This window comes from Aurantiacibacter gilvus, assembly GCF_038289935.1.
In the GTDB taxonomy this organism is placed as follows: domain Bacteria; phylum Pseudomonadota; class Alphaproteobacteria; order Sphingomonadales; family Sphingomonadaceae; genus Alteraurantiacibacter; species Alteraurantiacibacter gilvus.
In genome coordinates, this window is the sequence record NZ_JBBYHV010000002.1 from 881,975 (window position 1) to 899,842 (window position 17,868).

The following is a 17,868-nucleotide window of genomic DNA, read 5'->3' on the forward strand; positions in this document are numbered from 1 at the left end:
GCGCTGGTGATGACCAGCACCATTTCCCTTGTCGTAAACGGCGATGCCCGACACACCGCCGCCAACACCATTGCCGACCTCGTGCGCGAACTCGGTCTGAAACCCGAGAAGGTGGCTGTCGAACACAATGGCGAGATCGCCCCGCGCTCGACGCTGGAGGAGGCCGCCCTGGCGGACGGGGACCAGCTGGAGATCGTCCACTTCGTTGGCGGCGGCTCCGGTGCCGCGGATGACGGCTGGGAGGTGGCCGGGCACCGCTTCAACAGCCGCCTGATCGTGGGCACGGGCAAGTACAAGGACTTCGCCCAGAACGCCGCCGCGGTGGAGGCATCGGGTGCGGAGATCGTCACCGTGGCCGTGCGCCGGGTGAACATTTCCGATCCCAGCCAGCCGGTGCTGATGGACTATATCGACCCCAAGAAGATCACCTACCTCCCCAACACCGCAGGCTGCTTCACTGCCGAAGACGCGATCCGCACCCTGCGGCTGGCGCGCGAGGCGGGTGGCTGGGACCTGGTGAAGCTGGAAGTGCTGGGCGAGGCGAAGACGCTCTACCCCAACATGGTCGAGACCATCCGCGCCTGTGAAGTGCTGGCGAAGGAAGGCTTCAAGCCGATGGTCTACTGCACCGACGATCCGATCGCCGCCAAGCAACTCGAAGATGTGGGCGCCGTGGCGGTCATGCCGCTGGGCGCGCCGATCGGCTCCGGCCTCGGCATCCAGAACCAGGTGACCATCCGCCTGATCGTCGAAGGCGCCAATGTGCCGGTGCTGGTCGATGCGGGCGTCGGCACGGCGTCCGATGCAGCCGTGGCCATGGAGCTGGGCTGCGACGGCGTGCTGATGAACACTGCCATTGCCGAGGCCAAGGACCCGATCCGCATGGCCCGCGCAATGAAGCTGGCGGTGGAAGCCGGCCGCGAGGCCTACCTTTCGGGGCGCATGGGTCGGCGCAAGTATGCTGATCCGTCGAGTCCTCTTGCCGGATTGATTTAGCGGCTGGGCGGGGGACACGGTCGCGCAGCGAAGCGGAGCGAACAGCACCGAGGACGCTCGCGCGGAGGCGCGAGAGCAAGACAAGAACCAATCAGCTTCCCTCCATTTCCCTACACGGGATGTTAACCATAACGGCGCAGACCTTGCTCTACGGACCGCAAGGGAAACACCGTTCATGGGTTACGCCGACACATCGTTTTCGCTGACCATCGCCGAAATGCGCGAGTTCGCCGGGTTTACGGCGGAAGAGCAGCTGTTCATCGAACGCTCGCTCGATATCGCGCTTGGCCGCGCTGACGCGTTCAAGGCCTGGAGCCGCAACAGCGAGGACCAGCGCACCATCCGCAGCCAGTACCTTGCCTACCGCGAGCTCAGGCACCTGCGCGCGCTGATTCCGGGCGACAAGGAAGGCTTCGACGGGGTCGAAGAGTTCATGGGCACCCTGCTGCGCATCTCCGCGCAGGACCTCGCGCAAGAACAGCTCGACAGCTTCTCGGCCTATCGTTTCCTCTACGAACGCCTGCTGGGCGCTGCGGTGCGCCCGCACCTGCCGGCGGCCTTCTGCGGTGCCGCGGCCCTGCCGCAAATCCGCCCCGAACGCCGCCGCGTGCTGCTGCAATCGCTGAGCGAGGCTGCTGCCACCGCGCCTGCGTGGTCCAAGCGCGAACCGGCCTTCTTCCCGGAAAAGGTCGAAGCGGAGGCGGCGTGAACGTCATAGATGGCGACCAGTTCGCCGTTCCAATTCCGAAACAGGGAATCGCTCCCAATGAATGGCGCGGAAAGTGCCTCGACCTCTATTCTCGTGCCGAACGCACCGTCTCAAAGACGCTGGAAGTTGCACGCGAAGTCGGCCTGACTTCGTCAATCGACCATCTGGCTGGCAACCGCCTGGGTGAGCTTGAGGCAGCTATTGGCAGGGGGGCCGTGCCGTCCAAGCTCAAGAGAGGTCTAAATAATGCCATCGCGGAATGGAAAGAGGTCGAACAAAACCGATTCTACCTGGCACACGGGATCATGCGGGTTTCGCTTGATCGAGAACGCCAATGGGTCCTCCTAATCGACGCGAGGGTCTATCGTTCCAACGAGGGGACGGATTACCGCTGGCCATTGTTGGAAAAAGAGGCCCTGGATTTCATGGATCGCCTCCAAGCTGCGTTCGAGAACCTCTCTAGTCGGCTGGGCAATCTCCGCGAGCATCTGACTGGCGCACAGCAGCAGGCTGTGGCCCAGCGAGATCAATAAAGCGCGTCCAGCCGCTCCTGGTAGACTTCCCTGATCTGCACCCGGCGGATTTTCATCGTCGGGGTCATCATGTTGTTGTCGACGCTGAAGGGCTCGTCGGCGAAGGTGAACTTGCGGATCTTCTCGATCACCGACAGGTCCATGTTGGTGCGGTCGATCGCGGCCTTCATCGCGCTGCGGAAGGCGGGCAGGTCCTGCAGGGCCTCCATGTCGAACTTCTCGTCGTTGTCGCGCGCCCATTGCAGCACCCAGTCCGCGTCAGGCACGATAAGTGCGACCATGTAGGGCTTCTTGTCACCGGAAACCATCACCTGGCTGATCTCCGGCTGCAGCGTCAGCATGCCTTCGAGCTTCTGCGGCGCGACGTTGTCGCCCTTGTCGTTGACGATGATGTCCTTCTTGCGATCGGTGATCTTTATGCGGCCCTTTTCGTCCAGGTGCCCCACGTCGCCCGTGTGTAGCCAACCATCGATAATGGTGCGCGCGGTGTCTTCCGGGCGCCGCCAGTAGCCCTTCATGACCAGCTCGCCCTTGAGCAGGATCTCGCCGTCCTCGGCGATCTTCACCTCGACCCCGCGCAGCGGCGGGCCGACGGTGTCGAGCTTGATGCCCACGCTGGGCAGGTTGACCGCCGCCACCGGCGCGCTTTCGGTCTGGCCATAGCCTTGCAGCATGGTGAGACCCATGGCCTGGAAGAAACCGCCGACTTCGGGATTGAGCGGCGCACCGCCTGACACCAGCGCCTTGATCCGGCCGCCAAAGCGTTGGCGGATCTTCGGGCGCAGGGTGGCGCTGAGCAGCAGCTCGTCAGGCTTGGACAGCAAGCCGGTACGTCCGGCACCTTGCCGTTCGCCGAGGCGCAAGGCGCGGCTGAGCAGGAACCTGGCCAGCTTCCCCTGCTTGGCGATGGTTTTCATCATCTTGTCGCGCAGCACTTCGAACAGGCGCGGTACGACGATCATGAAGGTGGGCCGGGCTTCCTCGAGATTGCTTGAAAGCTTGTCCAGGCCTTCGGCAAACCAGATGTCCGCGCCAAGGCCGATGGGCAGGTAAAGGCCAGCCGTATGCTCCATCGCGTGGCTCAGCGGCAGGAAGGAGAGGAAGCGCTCCTCGCCCCAGCCGAATTCGCGGCTGAGCAGGTTGGCGGCGGCACCGGCATTGTGCAGGATGGCTCCGTGGTGGAGCATGACCCCGCGCGGCGCGCCGCTGGTGCCGCTGGTATAGATGATGCAGGCCATGTCGTCGCGGGTGAGCGGGGCAATGCGGGCGTCCACGGCGGCGCGCGCAGCTTCGGCGTCGCCCGTCACCATGTCTCCCCAGCGGTGCAGGTTGAACGAGCCGGACTGCGCGGTCGACACCCCTGCCATCACCACCACGTCGCGCACCTTGCCGGTATCCATGATCGCGGGGAACAGCGACTTGGCCAGCTTGCCGTCGGAGACGATCACGGCGCTGGCGCCCGAATCGTCGAGGATGTGTGCGTGATCGCGCTGCGTGTTGGTGGTGTAAGCGGGCGTGGTGACGCAGCCTGCGGCCATGATGGCGAGGTCGGCAATGCACCATTCCGGACGGTTCTCGGAGACAATCACCACGCGCTCGCCCGGCTGCAGGCCCAGACCGCGCAGGTTTTCCGCCATGACGCAAACCTGCCGCGCGGCTTCGGCGTAGGATATCGGCGTCCAGACCCCGTCGATCTTGGCGGTGAGGAAGGGCTTGTCACCCTGTTCGTCAGCGCGCTGCAGGAACAGGGCTACAAGGCTTTGGGCATTGTCGATATCGGCGAGCTGCACGCGGTCATTCTCCCTGATGCCGGTTGTCCCGGCCATATCTTGCCTTCGTGAGTTAGGGCGCTGCTCGCTTGCGGGCAAGCCTGCTGCAAACTGCCGTGCAGGGCGCGTTGCCAGCGCGGCAGCGCATGCCTAAGGGTTGCACCATGTCGCTTTCCCGAATTTGCGCCGCTGGTGTGGCGCTCGCCCTTGCCGCATGCACCCCGGTCGCCGAACCCGCCGACCCGGCCATTTCCAGCCCTGCGGTCGAGACGCAGGTCCAGCCCTTTGTGATCGCTGCCAATCCGTTGGCGGCGCAGGCGGGGATGGAGGTGCTGGATCGCGGGGGCAATGCTGCCGACGCGGCGCTGGCCGTGCAGTCCATGCTCTCGCTGGTCGAGCCGCAAAGCTCGGGCATGGGGGGCGGGGCCTTCCTCAACTACTACGATGCCGCGACGGGCGAGGTGATCATCTACGACGGGCGCGAGACTGCCCCGGCGCAGGCCAGCCGGACCATGTTCCTCGACAATGCGGGGCAGCCGCTGGGATTTCGCGAAGCCGTTATCAGCGGACGCGCAACCGGCGTGCCCGGGGTCGTGGCGGCGCTGGCCATGCTGCACGAGGAGCACGGCGCGCTGGCGTGGGACGGGCTGTTCGAGGCCGCGATTGCGACGGCCGAAGAAGGCTTCGTCATAAGCCCGCGCCTGGGCCGGTTCCTGTCGATCGACTTTGCGCAATTGTCGCAGCCCGATGCTGCCGCCTATTTCGCGCGGCCTGACGGAACGCGGATGCAGGCGGGGGATGTCCTGCGCAATCCGGACTATGCCGAGTTCCTGCGCCGCCTCTCGGCCCACGGCACCAGCGCGCTCTACGAAGGCAGCACTGCGGCCCAGATCGTCCAGCGCACCCGCGCTGCGCCGCTGGGCGGCTCCATGACCATGGCCGACCTCGCGAACTACCGCCCCGTGCGCCGCCAGCCGGTGTGCAACGGCTGGCGCGAGTACCGTGTCTGCGCCCCGCCGCCGCCGTCGAGCGGGGCGGCCATGCTCGAACTGCTGGCCCTGCTCGAACGCACCGACATTGCCGAGCGCGGTCCGGACGATCCGCAGGCATGGTACCTTTTCGCCGAGGCCAGCCGCCTCGCCTATGCCGACCGCGACGCCTATTTCGGCGACGGCGACTTTGTCGACGTGCCGGTGGCGGGCCTGCTCGACCCGGCCTACCTCGATGCCCGCGCGGCGCTGATCGGCCCGCTTGCGGCGGAGAATGTGCCTGCCGGCCAGCCTGCTGGCGCGAACCTCTTCATGGAAGACCTGACCCGCGAGCCCGCTGGCACCTCGCATTTCATCGTCCGCGACCGGCACGGCAACGTGTTGTCGATCACCACCACTGTGGAATCGATCTTCGGCAGCGGCCGCATGGTCGACGGTTTCTTCCTCAACAACCAGCTGACAGACTTCTCGTTCAATCCCTTGCAGGAGAACGGCGACGAAGCGCCCAATGCCGTCGCACCGGGCAAGCGTCCGCGGTCCTCCATGGTGCCGTTGATCCTGCTCGACGCCGAGGGCAATTTCGCCGGGGCCATCGGCTCTGCTGGCGGCAATTCGATCCCCGCCTATGTCGGCAAGACGCTGGTGGCGGCGGTCGACTGGGGCCTGCCGATGCAGGCAGCCCTGGCGCAGCCCAACCTCGTGGCGCGCGGCAACCGCATCGGCGGCGAAGTCGGCGATTTCGACCCGGCGATCGTCGAGGGGCTGGCCGAGCGCGGGATCGACCTCCTGCCCGGACAGGGCGAGGATTCGGGCGTCCACGGCGTGCTGATCCGCGAAGGCGGGCGCGTCGACGGCGGCTACGATCCGCGCCGCGAGGGCGTGGTGCTGGTAGGCGAGCCCTAGGCCGTCTCGCTGCCGACCGCCTCGGCAATCGAGGCAAAGCCGTCACGGCGCATCAGGCGTTCCAACCCGCTGGTAACCTGCCGGGCGATGCCGGGGCCGCGATAGGTCATGGCGCTGTAGAGCTGCACCAGGCTGGCCCCGGCGCGAATCCGTGCCCAGGCGTCTTCCGCCGTGGCAATGCCGCCGACGCCGACCAGCGGGATTGCCCCGCCCGAGGCCCTGGCGAAATCGCGCAGCCTCTCCAGCGCGAGGTCTTTCAGCGGCGCACCTGACAGGCCGCCTGCCTCGACCGCATGGGCGGAGCGCAGCGGCGGGCGCGAGATGGTGGTGTTCGAGACGATCAGCGCGGCGAGGCGGCTGTCCATGGCGATCTTGAGGATCGCGTCGATATCCGCCGGTTGCAGGTCGGGCGCGACCTTGAGGAAAACCGGCGGGCCATCTTCCGGCACTTCGGCAAAGACAGCATCGAGCAGGGCCACCAGCGCACCTTCGTCCTGCAAGGCGCGCAGGCCGGGGGTGTTGGGGCTGGAAATGTTGACCGTCAGGTAGGTCGCATGCGGGGCCATTATGCGCGCCATCGTGGCGTAGTCGGCGATGCGGTCCTCGCTGTCCTTGTTGGCGCCGATATTGATGCCGAGAACGCCGCCACGGTGCTTGCGCGCCTCGATCCGCTCCACCGCCGCCTGCGCTCCGCCGTTGTTGAAGCCCATGCGGTTGATGACGGCTTCGTCCTCGGTCAGGCGGAACAGGCGCGGCTTGGGGTTGCCCGGCTGCGGCTTGGGCGTGATCGAGCCGACTTCGACATGGCCGAAGCCGAGGTCGAGCAGGGCGTCAGGCACTTCGGCGTCCTTGTCGAATCCGGCGGCCATGCCGAGCGGGTTGGGGAACGCGATACCCGCCACCTCGGTCGCGAGGGGGCCGCCGGGAGCGAACGGCGTGCCCACAGGCAGCAGCTTCAGCGACTTGATGGCAAGGCCGTGCGCGCGCTCGGGATCGAGCAGGAACAATGCGGGCCGGATCAGCGAATAGACCATGCGCGGCCATTGGCAGCTTCGCGGCGTTCGGCGCAATCCCCAATGGACCGGCTTGCGGACAATCCCCGAAAAATCACCGGATGTTGCTCCAGTCAGCCCCGAAATGGCGTCTTCTTACAATTGTCCCGGAGGCAATTGCTCTAATCGAAACCCGCGACCCGAAGGGCCTTGCGCGCCAAGCGTCATGGGCTCTCTACTTTAAGAGGGCGGCTGCCTGTTTGGCGGCCGCCCCTTTTTTTGCCACTTTTGTTGGCGCCGTGCTTCCTTTACCCAGCGGGCAAGAATCAAAAGGACGGGCGCATGACATTTTCCAAACTTCGACTTTCGCTTTATGTCTCCAGCGCGCTGGCCCTGGCGGGCTGCGCTGCGGCTCATGCCGAGCGCGAAACGGTCGCCGCCAGCGCAGAAGCGCCGGTGCCGGCGGACATCAATACCTTCTTCGCCGAGTACGACGCCGCGGAGATGGAACTCTCCCCGCAGACGAAGGCCTATCGCGGCATCCGCGACGAGGACTACGGCCTGTGGAACGACGCCAGCGAAGAGGCTGACGACGAACGCGATGCGCTGCGCCACGAATGGCTGGCGCGCATGCAGCAGGGCTATGACCTTGCCGCGCTGTCTCCGGCAGACCAGCTGTCCTACCGCCTGTTCGAAGAGACCGCGGCGCGGGCTGCGCTGCTCGAGTCTTACGAGGACTATCAGTGGTTCTTCGACCAGATGAACGGTTCGCAGAGCGGCATCCCGGCCTTCCTCATCAACACCCATGCGGTGCAGAACGCGGATCACGCGCGGGCCTATGTGCAGCGGATCGAAGGTGCCGGCCCGCTGCTCGACACGCTGATTTCGCGCTCGGCCGGACAGGCAGATGAAGGCGTGATGCCGCCGGACTGGGTCTATCCCTATGTCCTGTCGGACATCACCAACCTGCTGGCAGCAGGGATGGACAATGCCGTGCTGGAAGACTTCCGCAGCGAAGTCGGTGGGTTGGATATCTCGGAAACGGAGCGCGCCGCGCTCGTGGCGGATGCCGAAGCGGCCTGGGCGAGCAGCGCAGTACCTGCCTTCGAGCGGCTGCAGGCAGAAATGCTCCGCCAGCAGGCCATGGCGCCGACAGACGACGGCATCTGGCGCTTCCCCGAAGGCGCGGCCTATTACGACGCCCTGCTGCAGTATTACACGACGACGGACCTGAGCGCCGAGGAAGTGCACAATATCGGCCTGCGCGAGGTCGACCGTATCCACGGCGAGATGCGCGACATCATGGACCAGGTGGGCTTCGAAGGCACCCTGCAGGAGTTCTTCGAATTCACCCGCACGGATCCGCGGCTCTACCACACCAGCCGCGAAGACTATCTCGCCGAGGTGTCGACGGCCCTTGCCGCGATGGAAGAGCGCCTGCCGGACTTCTTCATCACCCTGCCCGAATACGAATTGCAGGTGAAAGCCGTCGAGGCCTTCCGCGAACAGAGCGCGGGCAAGGCCTTCTACCAGTCGCCGGCCACCGACGGTTCGCGGCCAGGCACCTACTACGTCAATCTCTATGACCTCAACGCCATGAGCCGCAACGAGCTGGAAGCCCTCGCCTATCACGAAGGCTTGCCGGGGCACCACTTGCAGCGCGGCATCCAGACGGGCCTTGGCGACCTGCCGCCCTTCCGCCGTTACGGCGGCTTCACCGCCTATACCGAAGGCTGGGGCCTCTATTCGGAAGAGCTGGCCAAGGACATGGGCTTCTACACCGATCCCTATTCGGACTTCGGCCGCCTGCAGATGGAGTTGTGGCGCGCTTGCCGCCTGGTGGTCGACACCGGCATCCACTCGCAGCGGTGGAGCCGCGAGGAAGCGATTGCCTATCTCACCGAGAACACGCCCAACCCCGAAGGCGATATCCGCAAGGCGATCGAGCGCTATATCGTCTACCCGGGCCAGGCGACGGCCTACATGATCGGCAAGCTCAAGATCATGGAGCTTCGCCAACGGGCGCGCGACGCTTTCGGTGAGGAATTCGATATCCGCCAGTTCCATGAACTGGTATTGGCCAATGGACCTGTTCCTTTGTCCATCTTGGAGGAACAGGTCGACGCGTGGATCGCGGCGGAAGCAGACTAACAACAGCTGCCGGGGGGTCGACAGCGATGAAGCGCGATGTGTTCGAGAGGGGCGACCTGACACCGCCCAACCGGTTCGAGATCGACTATATCGAGCCGGAAGGGGCGGTGGCGCAGTTCGTCACCACCTTCTACCACTTTCGCTGCGACGATCCGCTTGTGCGCGATATCCAGCCCGCTGCTGTCGGCCACCTGTCACTGTTCCCGCGCGGCAAGGGCCGGATGAGCCTGCCCGGCGGCGGCCATGATCCCTCGCACGAGGTAAACCTGCTGACGCCCTTTGCCCAAGCAGTGCATTTCGAAGTCAACGGGCCCTTCCATGCCGTGGGCGCCGCCCTGTCACCGCTCGGCTGGGCCGCGCTGACCGGCATGAACGCCCAGGACCATGCCAACCGGCTCTACGATGCGGCGGACTGGCTGCCGGCCGAGATCGCCGAGAGCGGGACGCGTTTCTGCGCGGCCTATCGCGACGGCTCGGCCACGGCCGCCGATGGCATCGCCGAGCTGGAGCGGCTGATCCTGGCCTATGCCAAGCTGCCGCGCCCGCGCCACCTCGAGCTGATGGCCAGCGCGGGGAAGTGGCTGGCGAGCGACCTGCAGCCCGATGTCGAGGACCTGTATGCCGCCAGCAGCTTCTCGCGTCGTCAGACGCAGCGGCTGGTGCAGCAGTATTTCGGGGTTTCGCCCGTGGCCCTGCGCCGCAAGTACCGCGCCCTGCGCGCTGCCGCCATGCTGTCACAGCCGCAGTTGCCGCCCGATGCCGAGGCCGCGATCGCCGAGGCCTTCTACGACCAGTCGCACATGATCCACGAGCTGCGCACCTTCGTCGGCCGCACGCCCGCGCGGCTGTCGGACGATGCCTCGCCCTATCTGAAAGAGCTGATCGACCGGAAGAACCTGCGGGAATTGAATTAGGAGTTTCGTTTGCTGTTCGCACCGAACTCCGTCGGTGCGTCCTCGCTAGACGCGCTTCGCTCCGCTACGCGCCCGCTGCGGGCGGGCGGTCGCCCTTGCGGGCCTGCGGCCCGTTTCCAGAACTAATTAGCTAGGTAGTGCTGATCTCGGTCGCGCCTAGCGAACGACCGAGCGCAATGCGCGATTCGCAGGTGCCGCGAAACGAAGGCGCAGCCGAGAGCAGCGAACAGCACCGAGGACGATCCGACGGAGGTCGGATCGAACGGCAAAGATGCTAACGACTCGCAACAAGGAAAAATGGCTTGATTCCGCCGTTTTTCCGCATAGGTGCCCAATCGGAACAATTTGGTCCGATTAACGATTGCGCCTGATATGAGACTGTCGAATCTTGCTGACTATGCCGTCGTGACGATGAGCGCGGCTGCCCGCCATTGCGGCGGTGGTCGCACCTCTGCGTCCGAACTGGCGAGCGAGACCGGCCTGCCCGTCCCGACGGTGCAGAAGCTGGTGAGCAAGCTGACGGCCGCCGGCCTGCTGCGCTCCACGCGCGGCGCGGGTGGCGGCCTGCAGCTGGCGCGCCCGGCAGCGGCGATCAGCCTGGCTGATATCATCGAGGCCGTTGAAGGACCGATAGCGCTGACCTCCTGCGTCGATGCCGAACGGCATGACTGCGTGCTTGAGGGCAGCTGCAAGGTGCAGCCGCACTGGCCGATTGTGAACACAGCGCTGCGCGGCGCACTGGCGGATGTTTCGCTGGTGCAGCTAGCACGCACGGAAGAGATGGCATGAACGAAGAAATCGACATCAAGGATCGCGAAGCCAAGGACGCTGCCGCCAAGGCGGCCGACTACGAGCATGGCTGGTCCTCCGACATCGAGACCGAATATGCCGAGAAGGGCCTGACCGAAGACACGGTCCGGTTCATTTCGGCGAAGAAGAACGAGCCCGAATGGATGCTCGAATGGCGCCTCAAGGCCTTCCGCCTGTGGCAGACCATGGAAGAGCCCGACTGGGCCAAGGTCGGCTATCCCAAGATCGACTACCAGGATGCCTTCTATTTCGCCGAGCCGAAGAAGAAGCCCAAGCTCGAATCGCTCGACGAGCTCGATCCCGAGATCAAGGCGGTCTACGACAAGCTGGGCATCCCGATTGCCGAGCAGGAAGTGCTCGCCGGCGTCGAAGGCGCGCGCAAGGTGGCCGTGGACGCCGTGTTCGACAGCGTCTCTGTCGCCACCACCTTCCGCGAGGAGCTGAAGAAGGCGGGAGTCATCTTCCTCTCGATCAGCGAGGCGATCCGCGAATATCCCGAGCTGGTGAAGAAGTGGCTGGGCAAGGTCGTGCCGCAGCACGACAACTTCTTCGCCACGCTCAACTGCGCGGTCTTTTCGGACGGCACCTTCGTCTACATCCCCGAGGGCGTGCGCTGCCCGATGGAGCTGTCGACCTATTTCCGCATCAATGCCGAGAACACCGGCCAGTTCGAACGCACGCTGATCGTGGCCGAGAAGGGTTCGTACGTCTCCTATCTCGAAGGCTGCACCGCGCCCATGCGCGACGAGAACCAGTTGCACGCCGCCGTGGTGGAACTCGTCGCCATGGAAGATGCCGAGATCAAGTACTCGACCGTGCAGAACTGGTATCCGGGCAATGCCGAGGGCCTTGGCGGGATCTACAACTTCGTCACCAAGCGCGGCCTGTGCCAGGGCGCGCGCTCCAAGATTTCATGGACGCAGGTCGAAACCGGCTCTGCGGTGACGTGGAAATATCCGAGCTGCGTGCTCAACGGCGAGGATTCGGTTGGCGAGTTCTACTCGGTCGCGGTTACAAATAACCACCAACAGGCCGATACGGGAACCAAGATGGTTCATAACGGCAAGGGCTCGCGCTCGACGATCATCTCCAAGGGGATTTCGGCGGGCAAGAGCAACAACACCTATCGCGGCCTCGTCCGCGTGGGTGCCAATGCCGACAACGTGCGCAATTTCACCCAGTGCGATTCACTGCTGCTGGGCGACCAGTGCGGCGCGCACACCGTGCCCTATATCGAGGTGAAGAACCCCTCTGCCCAGATCGAGCACGAGGCCACCACCAGCAAGATCAGCGACGACCAGCTGTTCTACGCCATGCAGCGCGGCCTGGGCGAGGAAGAGGCCGTGGCGCTGATCGTCAACGGCTTCGCCAAGGAAGTGCTCAAAGAGTTGCCGATGGAATTTGCTGTCGAAGCGCAGAAGCTGCTGGCGATCTCGCTTGAGGGGAGTGTCGGGTGATTCTTGAGCTTCTCTTACTGATGGGCGCCCAAGAGGACGTGGTGCGGGTGCGCAGAGAAACGACAACCATTGCTGGTCCAGTATGGCCGTCGGAGCTGTCCGATCAGGTCCGAGCCTATCTGTCTTGCTTGATGCCAGAGGACCGGGAGCCGATTAATCATGAGCGCGCTATGCAAGACGTCCATCAAGGCGACGTTACTCGCTGCGAAGAACTGAAGTCGGAGATGGTTATTTCGGCGACCCTTGTTTGGTCGTCCACCCATCCCTCAGCTGATGCCAACCAGGAAGTCACAGACCTGTTTGACAGGTTAGCAGCACACCACGTGGATATGGGCGCACAGATTGATGCACTCATATCAAATTCAGCCCCCGCTCCAGAGCACGCAGCAAATGACTGAACGCAAAACCCTCAACCTCCGCCCCGCATCGGACGACACCGAAGCCCCGGCCATTAAGAAGAAGGGCCGCGGCTGGGAAATCTCCGAGAAGCGGCTCGACGTGCTGCACGAGCAGGCGCGCGACATGCGCCGCCATGCCAGCGAAGCGCACAAGGCGCTCGCCGCGCGGTTCGCCAAGGCGGACCTCGGCAAGCATACCTTCAAGCGCTTCGCCGTGGTCGGCAGCGCCATCGTCGACTTCAATTGCCACAGCCTCGGCATGGCCATCGTGCTGGACGAGGAAGGCGACAACGAGACGCTCAACCGCCGTCGCGACAAGTCGCTGGAAGCCGTGGGCGTGCGCGTCATGCACATCAAGGCCGCTGACGTGCTGGAGAACATGGACGATGTGCTGAAGCGCATCACCGCCGGCATGCGCCTGCGCATCAAGGACAAGGGCGAGGCGCGCCGCCGCCACCAGGAAGAAAACCCGCGCCAGACGCGCCCGCGCTACGACCGTGATGGCAACGGCCCGCCGCGCGGCAGGCGCGAGGGTCACAGCTGATGGAACCCAAGGCCATCGCCATAGTGCTCCCCCTCTTCGCCATTTTCGCGACCATGGTCGCGGTCTTCGCCATGCGAAAGAAAGACGACAATGCTGAAAATTGAAAACCTCCACGCCGAAATTGACGGCAAGCAGATCCTCAACGGCCTCACGCTCGAAGTGAACGCGGGCGAAGTGCACGCGATCATGGGTCCCAATGGCGCGGGCAAGTCGACGCTGGCCTATGTGCTGGGCGGCCGTCCGGGCTACGAAGTGACCGAGGGATCGGTGACCTTCATGGGCCCAGATGGAAAAGAACGGGACCTGCTCGACCTCGACCCGCACGAACGTGCTGCCGCCGGCTTGTTCCTCGGCTTCCAGTACCCGGTCGAGATTCCCGGCGTGTCCAACGTCCAGTTCCTGCGCGAGGCGCTCAACTCGCAGCGCAAGGAGCGCGGGGAAGAGCCGCTCTCGGGCGGTGAATTCCTCAAGCTCGCCAAGGAAAAGGCCGGGCTGCTCAAGCTCGACATGGACATGCTCAAGCGCAACGTGAACGTCGGCTTTTCCGGCGGCGAGAAGAAGCGCAACGAGATGGTGCAGATGGGCATCCTCGACCCCGCCCTTGCCGTACTCGACGAGACCGATAGCGGCCTCGACATCGACGCGCTGAAGGTGGTGGGCGAAGGTATCAACGCCATCATGCGCAAGCCGGAAAAGGCCGTGCTGCTGATCACCCATTACCAGCGCCTGCTCGACTATGTCGCGCCGGACCATGTGCACATCCTTGCCATGGGGCGGATCGTGAAGTCGGGCGGACCGGAACTCGCGCACCAGCTCGAAGAGCATGGCTACGACGTGGTGATGGAGGCAGCGTGACCCAGCTTCCCACCACCAAGGACGAAGCCTGGCGCTACGCGGACATGGACGCTGTCAAAGCGCTTGGCGTGGACGCGCTCGAGCGCTGGGAAGAGGTGTCCGTTGCTGCTGGCGAGACCTGGCGACATTGCATGATCGTCGGCAGCGATGCGCCCGAACTGCACCGCATCCGGCTGGACGTCGCAGAAGGCGGACGGGCAGAACTGTTCGTCGTCGTCGCGGGCAATGACTACTGCCGCGTCGAGGTTGAAGCCACACTCGGCACCGGTGCCCATTTCGAACTCGGCGGTGTCACCATCGGCGGCGGCGAGGCCGTGCGCGAGATCGTGACCCGGACTGACCACGCGAAGCCCGACGGCACCTCCAACCAGGTGGTCCGCTCGGTTCACTGGGGCCAGGCGACGGGCAACTTCCTCGGTGCGATCCACGTGCACCGCGATGCCCAGCGCACCGACGCGGCGCAGGACTTCAAGGGGCTGGTGCTGGAGAAGGGCGCCACGGCCAATGCCAAGCCCGAGCTGGAAATCTTCGCCGACGACGTGAAGTGCGCGCACGGTGCGGCCATCGGCCAGATGGACGAAATGGCCCGCTATTACATGGCCAGCCGCGGCCTTGCGCCCGACGTGGCCCAGCGCCTGCTGATCCGCGCCTTCATTGCCGATTCGTTCGCCGCGCTCGCTGACGAGAGCGAGACCGAGCGCTTGCTCGAAACTGCGCTCGACCGGCTGGGAGAGCGAGTGTGACCCTGACTGCCACCAAGTCGCATCGAGCGGATTTTCCGGGGCTGGTGACGGCCGATGGCGCCGACTGGCACTATCTCGATAGCGCCGCGACCGCGCAGAAGCCGCAGGCGGTGATCGACGCAGTGACGCGGGCGCTCGGCGTCGACTACGCGACCGTTCACCGCGGAGTTTACGCGCGCTCGGCCGAGATGACGCTGGCCTACGAGTCCGCGCGGCGGCGGGTGGCTGCGTTCATCGGCGGGGCCGAGGACGAGATCGTCTTCGCGCGCGGTGCGACCGAGGCGATCAACCTGCTGGCATACTCCTATCCCGACAAGGGCCGCGTGCTGCTCAGCCAGCTGGAGCACCATTCCAACATCGTGCCGTGGCAGCTGGCCGGCTGGCAGGTCGATGTCTGTCCGCTGACGGAGGATGGCCGGATCGATCTCGATGCCGCCGAAAAGATGCTCACGCCCGAGCACACCATGGTCGCCTTCGCGCACGTCTCCAACGTGCTGGGCAGCGTGGTCGACGGCCAGCGCGCCGCCGAACTGGCGCACTCTGTCGGCGCGAAGCTACTGCTCGACGGCTGCCAGGCCGTGCCGCGCCTGGCGGTCGACGTCGCCGCGCTCGCCTGCGACTTCTACGCCTTTTCATCGCACAAGCTTTACGGCCCGACCGGCGTCGGTGCGCTGTGGGGCCGGGCCAAGCTGCTCGACCGCATGGCCCCATGGCAGGGCGGCGGGGCGATGATCGAAAAGGTCACCTTTGCCGAAACCACCTATGCCCCTGCGCCGCAGCGGTTCGAGGCGGGCACCCCGGCCATTGTCGAGGCGATCGGCTTTGCGGCGGCATGTGACTACGTCGATGCCATCGGTCTCGACACGATCCACATGCACGAAGACGCGCTGGTCGCGCAAACGCGCGAGGCCCTGCGCGGGATGAACGATGTCGCCCTGTTCGGTCCCGAAGACAGCGCCGGTATCGTCAGTTTCGTGATGGACGGGGTTCACCCGCACGATCTCGGCACCATATTGGACGAAGAGAACGTGGCGATCCGCGCCGGTCACCACTGCGCCCAGCCGCTGATGGAGCACCTCGGGGTGTCCGCCACGGCCCGCGCCAGCTTCGGCATTTACTCGACTGAAGAAGACGTCGCCGCGCTCATTCGCGGCATCGAACGCACCAAGAGGATTTTCGGCTGATGCCAAACCACGAAGACATGGCCCAGAAGGACGAAAAGGAATTCATCGCGGCACCCTCGCCCGCCGAGCAGGTGGCGGAAAAGCCGCCGCGCGCTCGCGTGTCCGACGCGCCCTTGCCCGAAGAAGAATCGGCCCAGGAAAGCGCCGGCGAAAAGCTTGGGCGCAAGCGCGACTACCTCGAGGGATTCCTTGCAAAGAAGCCCGAAGGCGTGGCCGCCGGCGAACCCGGTGGCGAACTGCACCAGGCGGTGATCGACGCGCTCAAGGACATTTACGATCCGGAAATTCCGGTGAACATTTATGACCTCGGCCTGATCTATAATGTCGAGGTCGCGGAAGATGCTGACGTGAAGGTCATCATGACCCTCACCACGCCGCATTGCCCTGTCGCTGAATCGATGCCGAACGATATCGAAATGCGCGTGCTGGGCCTGCCTGGCGTGCGCGACGCCGAAGTGATGGTGACCTGGGATCCGCCGTGGGACCCGTCCAAGATGAGCGACGAGGCCCGCCTCGAACTGGGAATGTTGTGATGACCGAGACCAAGACCCGCCCCGCTCCCAAGGCCGCCGTGGTCCTGACGCCCGCTGCCGAGCAGCGCGTGGCGGACCTGATGGCCAAGGCTCCGGCTGATGCCATCGGCGTCAAGCTGTCGACCCCGCGCCGCGGCTGTTCGGGCCTTGCCTATTCGGTCGACTACGTGACCGAGGAAGTGCCTTTCGACGAGAAGATCGAAACCCCCGGCGGCATTTTCTACATCGACGGCGGCAGCGTGCTCTACCTGGTGGGCAGCACGATGGACTGGGTGGAAGACGATTTCACCGCCGGTTTCGTGTTCGAAAACCCCAACGCCAAGGGCGCTTGCGGCTGCGGCGAGAGTTTCATGGTCTAGGCCATCGGCCCATAGCCTCAAGCCTGGCCGAATTCCTCAGCGATGAATTCGAGCAGGGCCTGATCGTATTCGTCGACCTTGCCGTTGCGATCGATCTGGCCGTCGAGCCAAGACTTCTCTTCAGCCGTCACGGCTTCGTCGGCCGCCACCAGATCGTCTCGCGAAGGTGCAGACGGCTGCTTCTCGCCGAAGATCATGCCGAAGGCGTTCGGCGCGGACCTGGCCATCTGGCCCATGAAGCTGCCGATATTGATGCTCGTGTCCGAAACGAAGGCTTCCAGTTCGAGCATGCGTTCGCGGCTGACCTGGCTCGAATGGCTGGCAAAACCCATCAGGTAATTGCCCACGCCCTGCACGAACAGGCGCTTGAATTCGGGCGCGTTGGCCTTGTGTTCGGTGGCATCCTTGATGCGGTAGAGCATCTCGGCCTCGCGGCGGCTGACCGCCGCCGGGCGATCGCTCGTCTGGCCGAACACCACGCGGCGCGTGATACGGCATTCGGCTTCGCTGATATGGGTGTCCGACAGTTCGCCGCCACAGCGGGTCGGGCCGGTACCTTCGAGTACTTCGCGCTCCAGCACGCCGAGCACGTAGGTCTTCAGCGTTTCGGGCACGTTCTGGGCGCGTTCGATAATGCGAACGAGCAGTTCCAGCTCGGTCATCGAGCAGACCTTGCCGTCTGCTTCGACCTGCGCGATCAGCCACTGGGCCTCCTCGGCGCTGGCAAAGCCCTTGGGGTCGGTGCCCTCGAGCACGAAGTTCTGGATCGCCTCGACGAAAAAGTCGGACCATTCGCGCGACGGGTTCTCGATCGCGTGCTGGGTGGCGAAGACGATTTCCGCCTCTTCGCGGGTCATCTTGCCGTCAGCCCAGCCGGAACCGCGCAGCGCGCGCACTTCGTTATCGCTGATGGTCCGGTCGGCCGCGGCCTGGCGGGCAATAGTGGCGAATTCAAAACTCATGGCGCGCAAATCCTCCTGTCGCGCGAGTACCATGGCGCGACAGGATTAAAGTCAGGTTAGCGCCGGC

General features: G+C 64.8%; 18 protein-coding genes. 15 read left to right on the forward strand and 3 right to left on the reverse strand.

Annotation, left to right across the window (positions count from 1 at the left end):
• Positions 1 to 9: 9 nt before the first annotated feature.
• The 3 genes from thiS to AAEO60_RS14310 all read left to right on the forward strand — a co-directional run bounded on the left by thiS (position 10) and on the right by AAEO60_RS14310 (position 2,238).
• Positions 10 to 996 carry a sulfur carrier protein ThiS gene (gene thiS, locus AAEO60_RS14300; protein WP_341674385.1) on the forward strand — a complete coding sequence of 329 codons (987 nt, stop codon included), beginning with the start codon at positions 10 to 12 and terminating at the stop codon, positions 994 to 996.
• 175 nt (positions 997 to 1,171) lie between these two features.
• Positions 1,172 to 1,705 carry a hypothetical protein gene (locus tag AAEO60_RS14305; protein ID WP_341674386.1) on the forward strand — a complete coding sequence of 178 codons (534 nt, stop codon included), beginning with the start codon at positions 1,172 to 1,174 and terminating at the stop codon, positions 1,703 to 1,705.
• Positions 1,702 to 2,238 carry a hypothetical protein gene (locus AAEO60_RS14310; RefSeq protein ID WP_341674387.1) on the forward strand — a complete coding sequence of 179 codons (537 nt, stop codon included), beginning with the start codon at positions 1,702 to 1,704 and terminating at the stop codon, positions 2,236 to 2,238. The genes AAEO60_RS14305 and AAEO60_RS14310 overlap by 4 nt, the downstream gene beginning before the upstream one ends.
• Here AAEO60_RS14310 and AAEO60_RS14315 read toward each other — a convergent pair.
• Positions 2,232 to 4,064, reverse strand: a complete 1,833-nt coding sequence (locus AAEO60_RS14315; RefSeq protein WP_341674388.1) for an AMP-dependent synthetase/ligase — start codon at positions 4,062 to 4,064, stop codon at positions 2,232 to 2,234. The two genes, AAEO60_RS14310 and AAEO60_RS14315, sit on opposite strands and share 7 nt — an antisense overlap.
• Before the next feature lie 107 nt (positions 4,065 to 4,171).
• Here AAEO60_RS14315 and ggt point away from each other — a divergent pair, with 107 nt between their 5' ends.
• Complete coding sequence (ggt, locus tag AAEO60_RS14320; protein ID WP_341674389.1) at positions 4,172 to 5,899, forward strand: gamma-glutamyltransferase; 1,728 nt, start codon at positions 4,172 to 4,174, stop codon at positions 5,897 to 5,899.
• Here ggt and AAEO60_RS14325 read toward each other — a convergent pair.
• Complete coding sequence (locus tag AAEO60_RS14325; protein ID WP_341674390.1) at positions 5,896 to 6,933, reverse strand: quinone-dependent dihydroorotate dehydrogenase; 1,038 nt, start codon at positions 6,931 to 6,933, stop codon at positions 5,896 to 5,898. The genes ggt and AAEO60_RS14325 overlap by 4 nt on opposite strands.
• Before the next feature lie 300 nt (positions 6,934 to 7,233).
• On the opposite strand from AAEO60_RS14325, the gene AAEO60_RS14330 reads away from it, so the two are divergent.
• The 11 genes from AAEO60_RS14330 (at position 7,234) to AAEO60_RS14380 (ending at position 16,839) form a co-directional block, all read left to right on the forward strand.
• Complete coding sequence (locus tag AAEO60_RS14330) at positions 7,234 to 9,042, forward strand: DUF885 domain-containing protein (RefSeq protein ID WP_341674392.1); 1,809 nt, start codon at positions 7,234 to 7,236, stop codon at positions 9,040 to 9,042.
• 26 nt (positions 9,043 to 9,068) lie between these two features.
• Positions 9,069 to 9,956 (forward strand): helix-turn-helix domain-containing protein, encoded by an 888-nt coding sequence (locus AAEO60_RS14335; RefSeq protein WP_341674393.1) that lies wholly within the window; start codon positions 9,069 to 9,071, stop codon positions 9,954 to 9,956.
• Positions 9,957 to 10,328: 372 nt separating this feature from the next.
• Positions 10,329 to 10,745 carry an SUF system Fe-S cluster assembly regulator gene (locus AAEO60_RS14340; protein ID WP_341674394.1) on the forward strand — a complete coding sequence of 139 codons (417 nt, stop codon included), beginning with the start codon at positions 10,329 to 10,331 and terminating at the stop codon, positions 10,743 to 10,745.
• The gene (gene sufB, locus AAEO60_RS14345) at positions 10,742 to 12,223 is read left to right on the forward strand and encodes a Fe-S cluster assembly protein SufB (protein ID WP_341674396.1); all 1,482 of its coding nucleotides are present in this window, start codon (positions 10,742 to 10,744) and stop codon (positions 12,221 to 12,223) included. Before AAEO60_RS14340 ends, sufB begins: the two co-directional genes overlap by 4 nt.
• A complete protein-coding gene (locus tag AAEO60_RS14350; RefSeq protein ID WP_341674397.1) occupies positions 12,220 to 12,621 on the forward strand; it encodes a hypothetical protein in 402 nt (133 codons plus the stop codon). Before sufB ends, AAEO60_RS14350 begins: the two co-directional genes overlap by 4 nt.
• Entirely contained in the window at positions 12,614 to 13,165 is a 552-nt protein-coding gene (locus tag AAEO60_RS14355) for a DUF559 domain-containing protein (protein WP_341674398.1), read from the forward strand. The genes AAEO60_RS14350 and AAEO60_RS14355 overlap by 8 nt, the downstream gene beginning before the upstream one ends.
• 90 nt (positions 13,166 to 13,255) lie before the next feature.
• Positions 13,256 to 14,020 carry a Fe-S cluster assembly ATPase SufC gene (gene sufC, locus AAEO60_RS14360; RefSeq protein ID WP_341674399.1) on the forward strand — a complete coding sequence of 255 codons (765 nt, stop codon included), beginning with the start codon at positions 13,256 to 13,258 and terminating at the stop codon, positions 14,018 to 14,020.
• The gene (locus AAEO60_RS14365; protein WP_341674400.1) at positions 14,017 to 14,763 is read left to right on the forward strand and encodes a SufD family Fe-S cluster assembly protein; all 747 of its coding nucleotides are present in this window, start codon (positions 14,017 to 14,019) and stop codon (positions 14,761 to 14,763) included. Before sufC ends, AAEO60_RS14365 begins: the two co-directional genes overlap by 4 nt.
• The gene (locus AAEO60_RS14370; protein ID WP_341674401.1) at positions 14,760 to 15,947 is read left to right on the forward strand and encodes an aminotransferase class V-fold PLP-dependent enzyme; all 1,188 of its coding nucleotides are present in this window, start codon (positions 14,760 to 14,762) and stop codon (positions 15,945 to 15,947) included. The genes AAEO60_RS14365 and AAEO60_RS14370 overlap by 4 nt, the downstream gene beginning before the upstream one ends.
• 17 nt (positions 15,948 to 15,964) lie before the next feature.
• Positions 15,965 to 16,480 carry an SUF system Fe-S cluster assembly protein gene (locus AAEO60_RS14375; protein ID WP_423970228.1) on the forward strand — a complete coding sequence of 172 codons (516 nt, stop codon included), beginning with the start codon at positions 15,965 to 15,967 and terminating at the stop codon, positions 16,478 to 16,480.
• Entirely contained in the window at positions 16,480 to 16,839 is a 360-nt protein-coding gene (locus AAEO60_RS14380) for a HesB/IscA family protein (RefSeq protein WP_341674403.1), read from the forward strand. The genes AAEO60_RS14375 and AAEO60_RS14380 overlap by 1 nt, the downstream gene beginning before the upstream one ends.
• A 17-nt stretch (positions 16,840 to 16,856) precedes the next feature.
• On the opposite strand, the gene AAEO60_RS14385 is transcribed toward AAEO60_RS14380, so the two are convergent.
• Entirely contained in the window at positions 16,857 to 17,801 is a 945-nt protein-coding gene (locus AAEO60_RS14385; protein ID WP_341674404.1) for a hypothetical protein, read from the reverse strand.
• Positions 17,802 to 17,868: the final 67 nt, after the last annotated feature.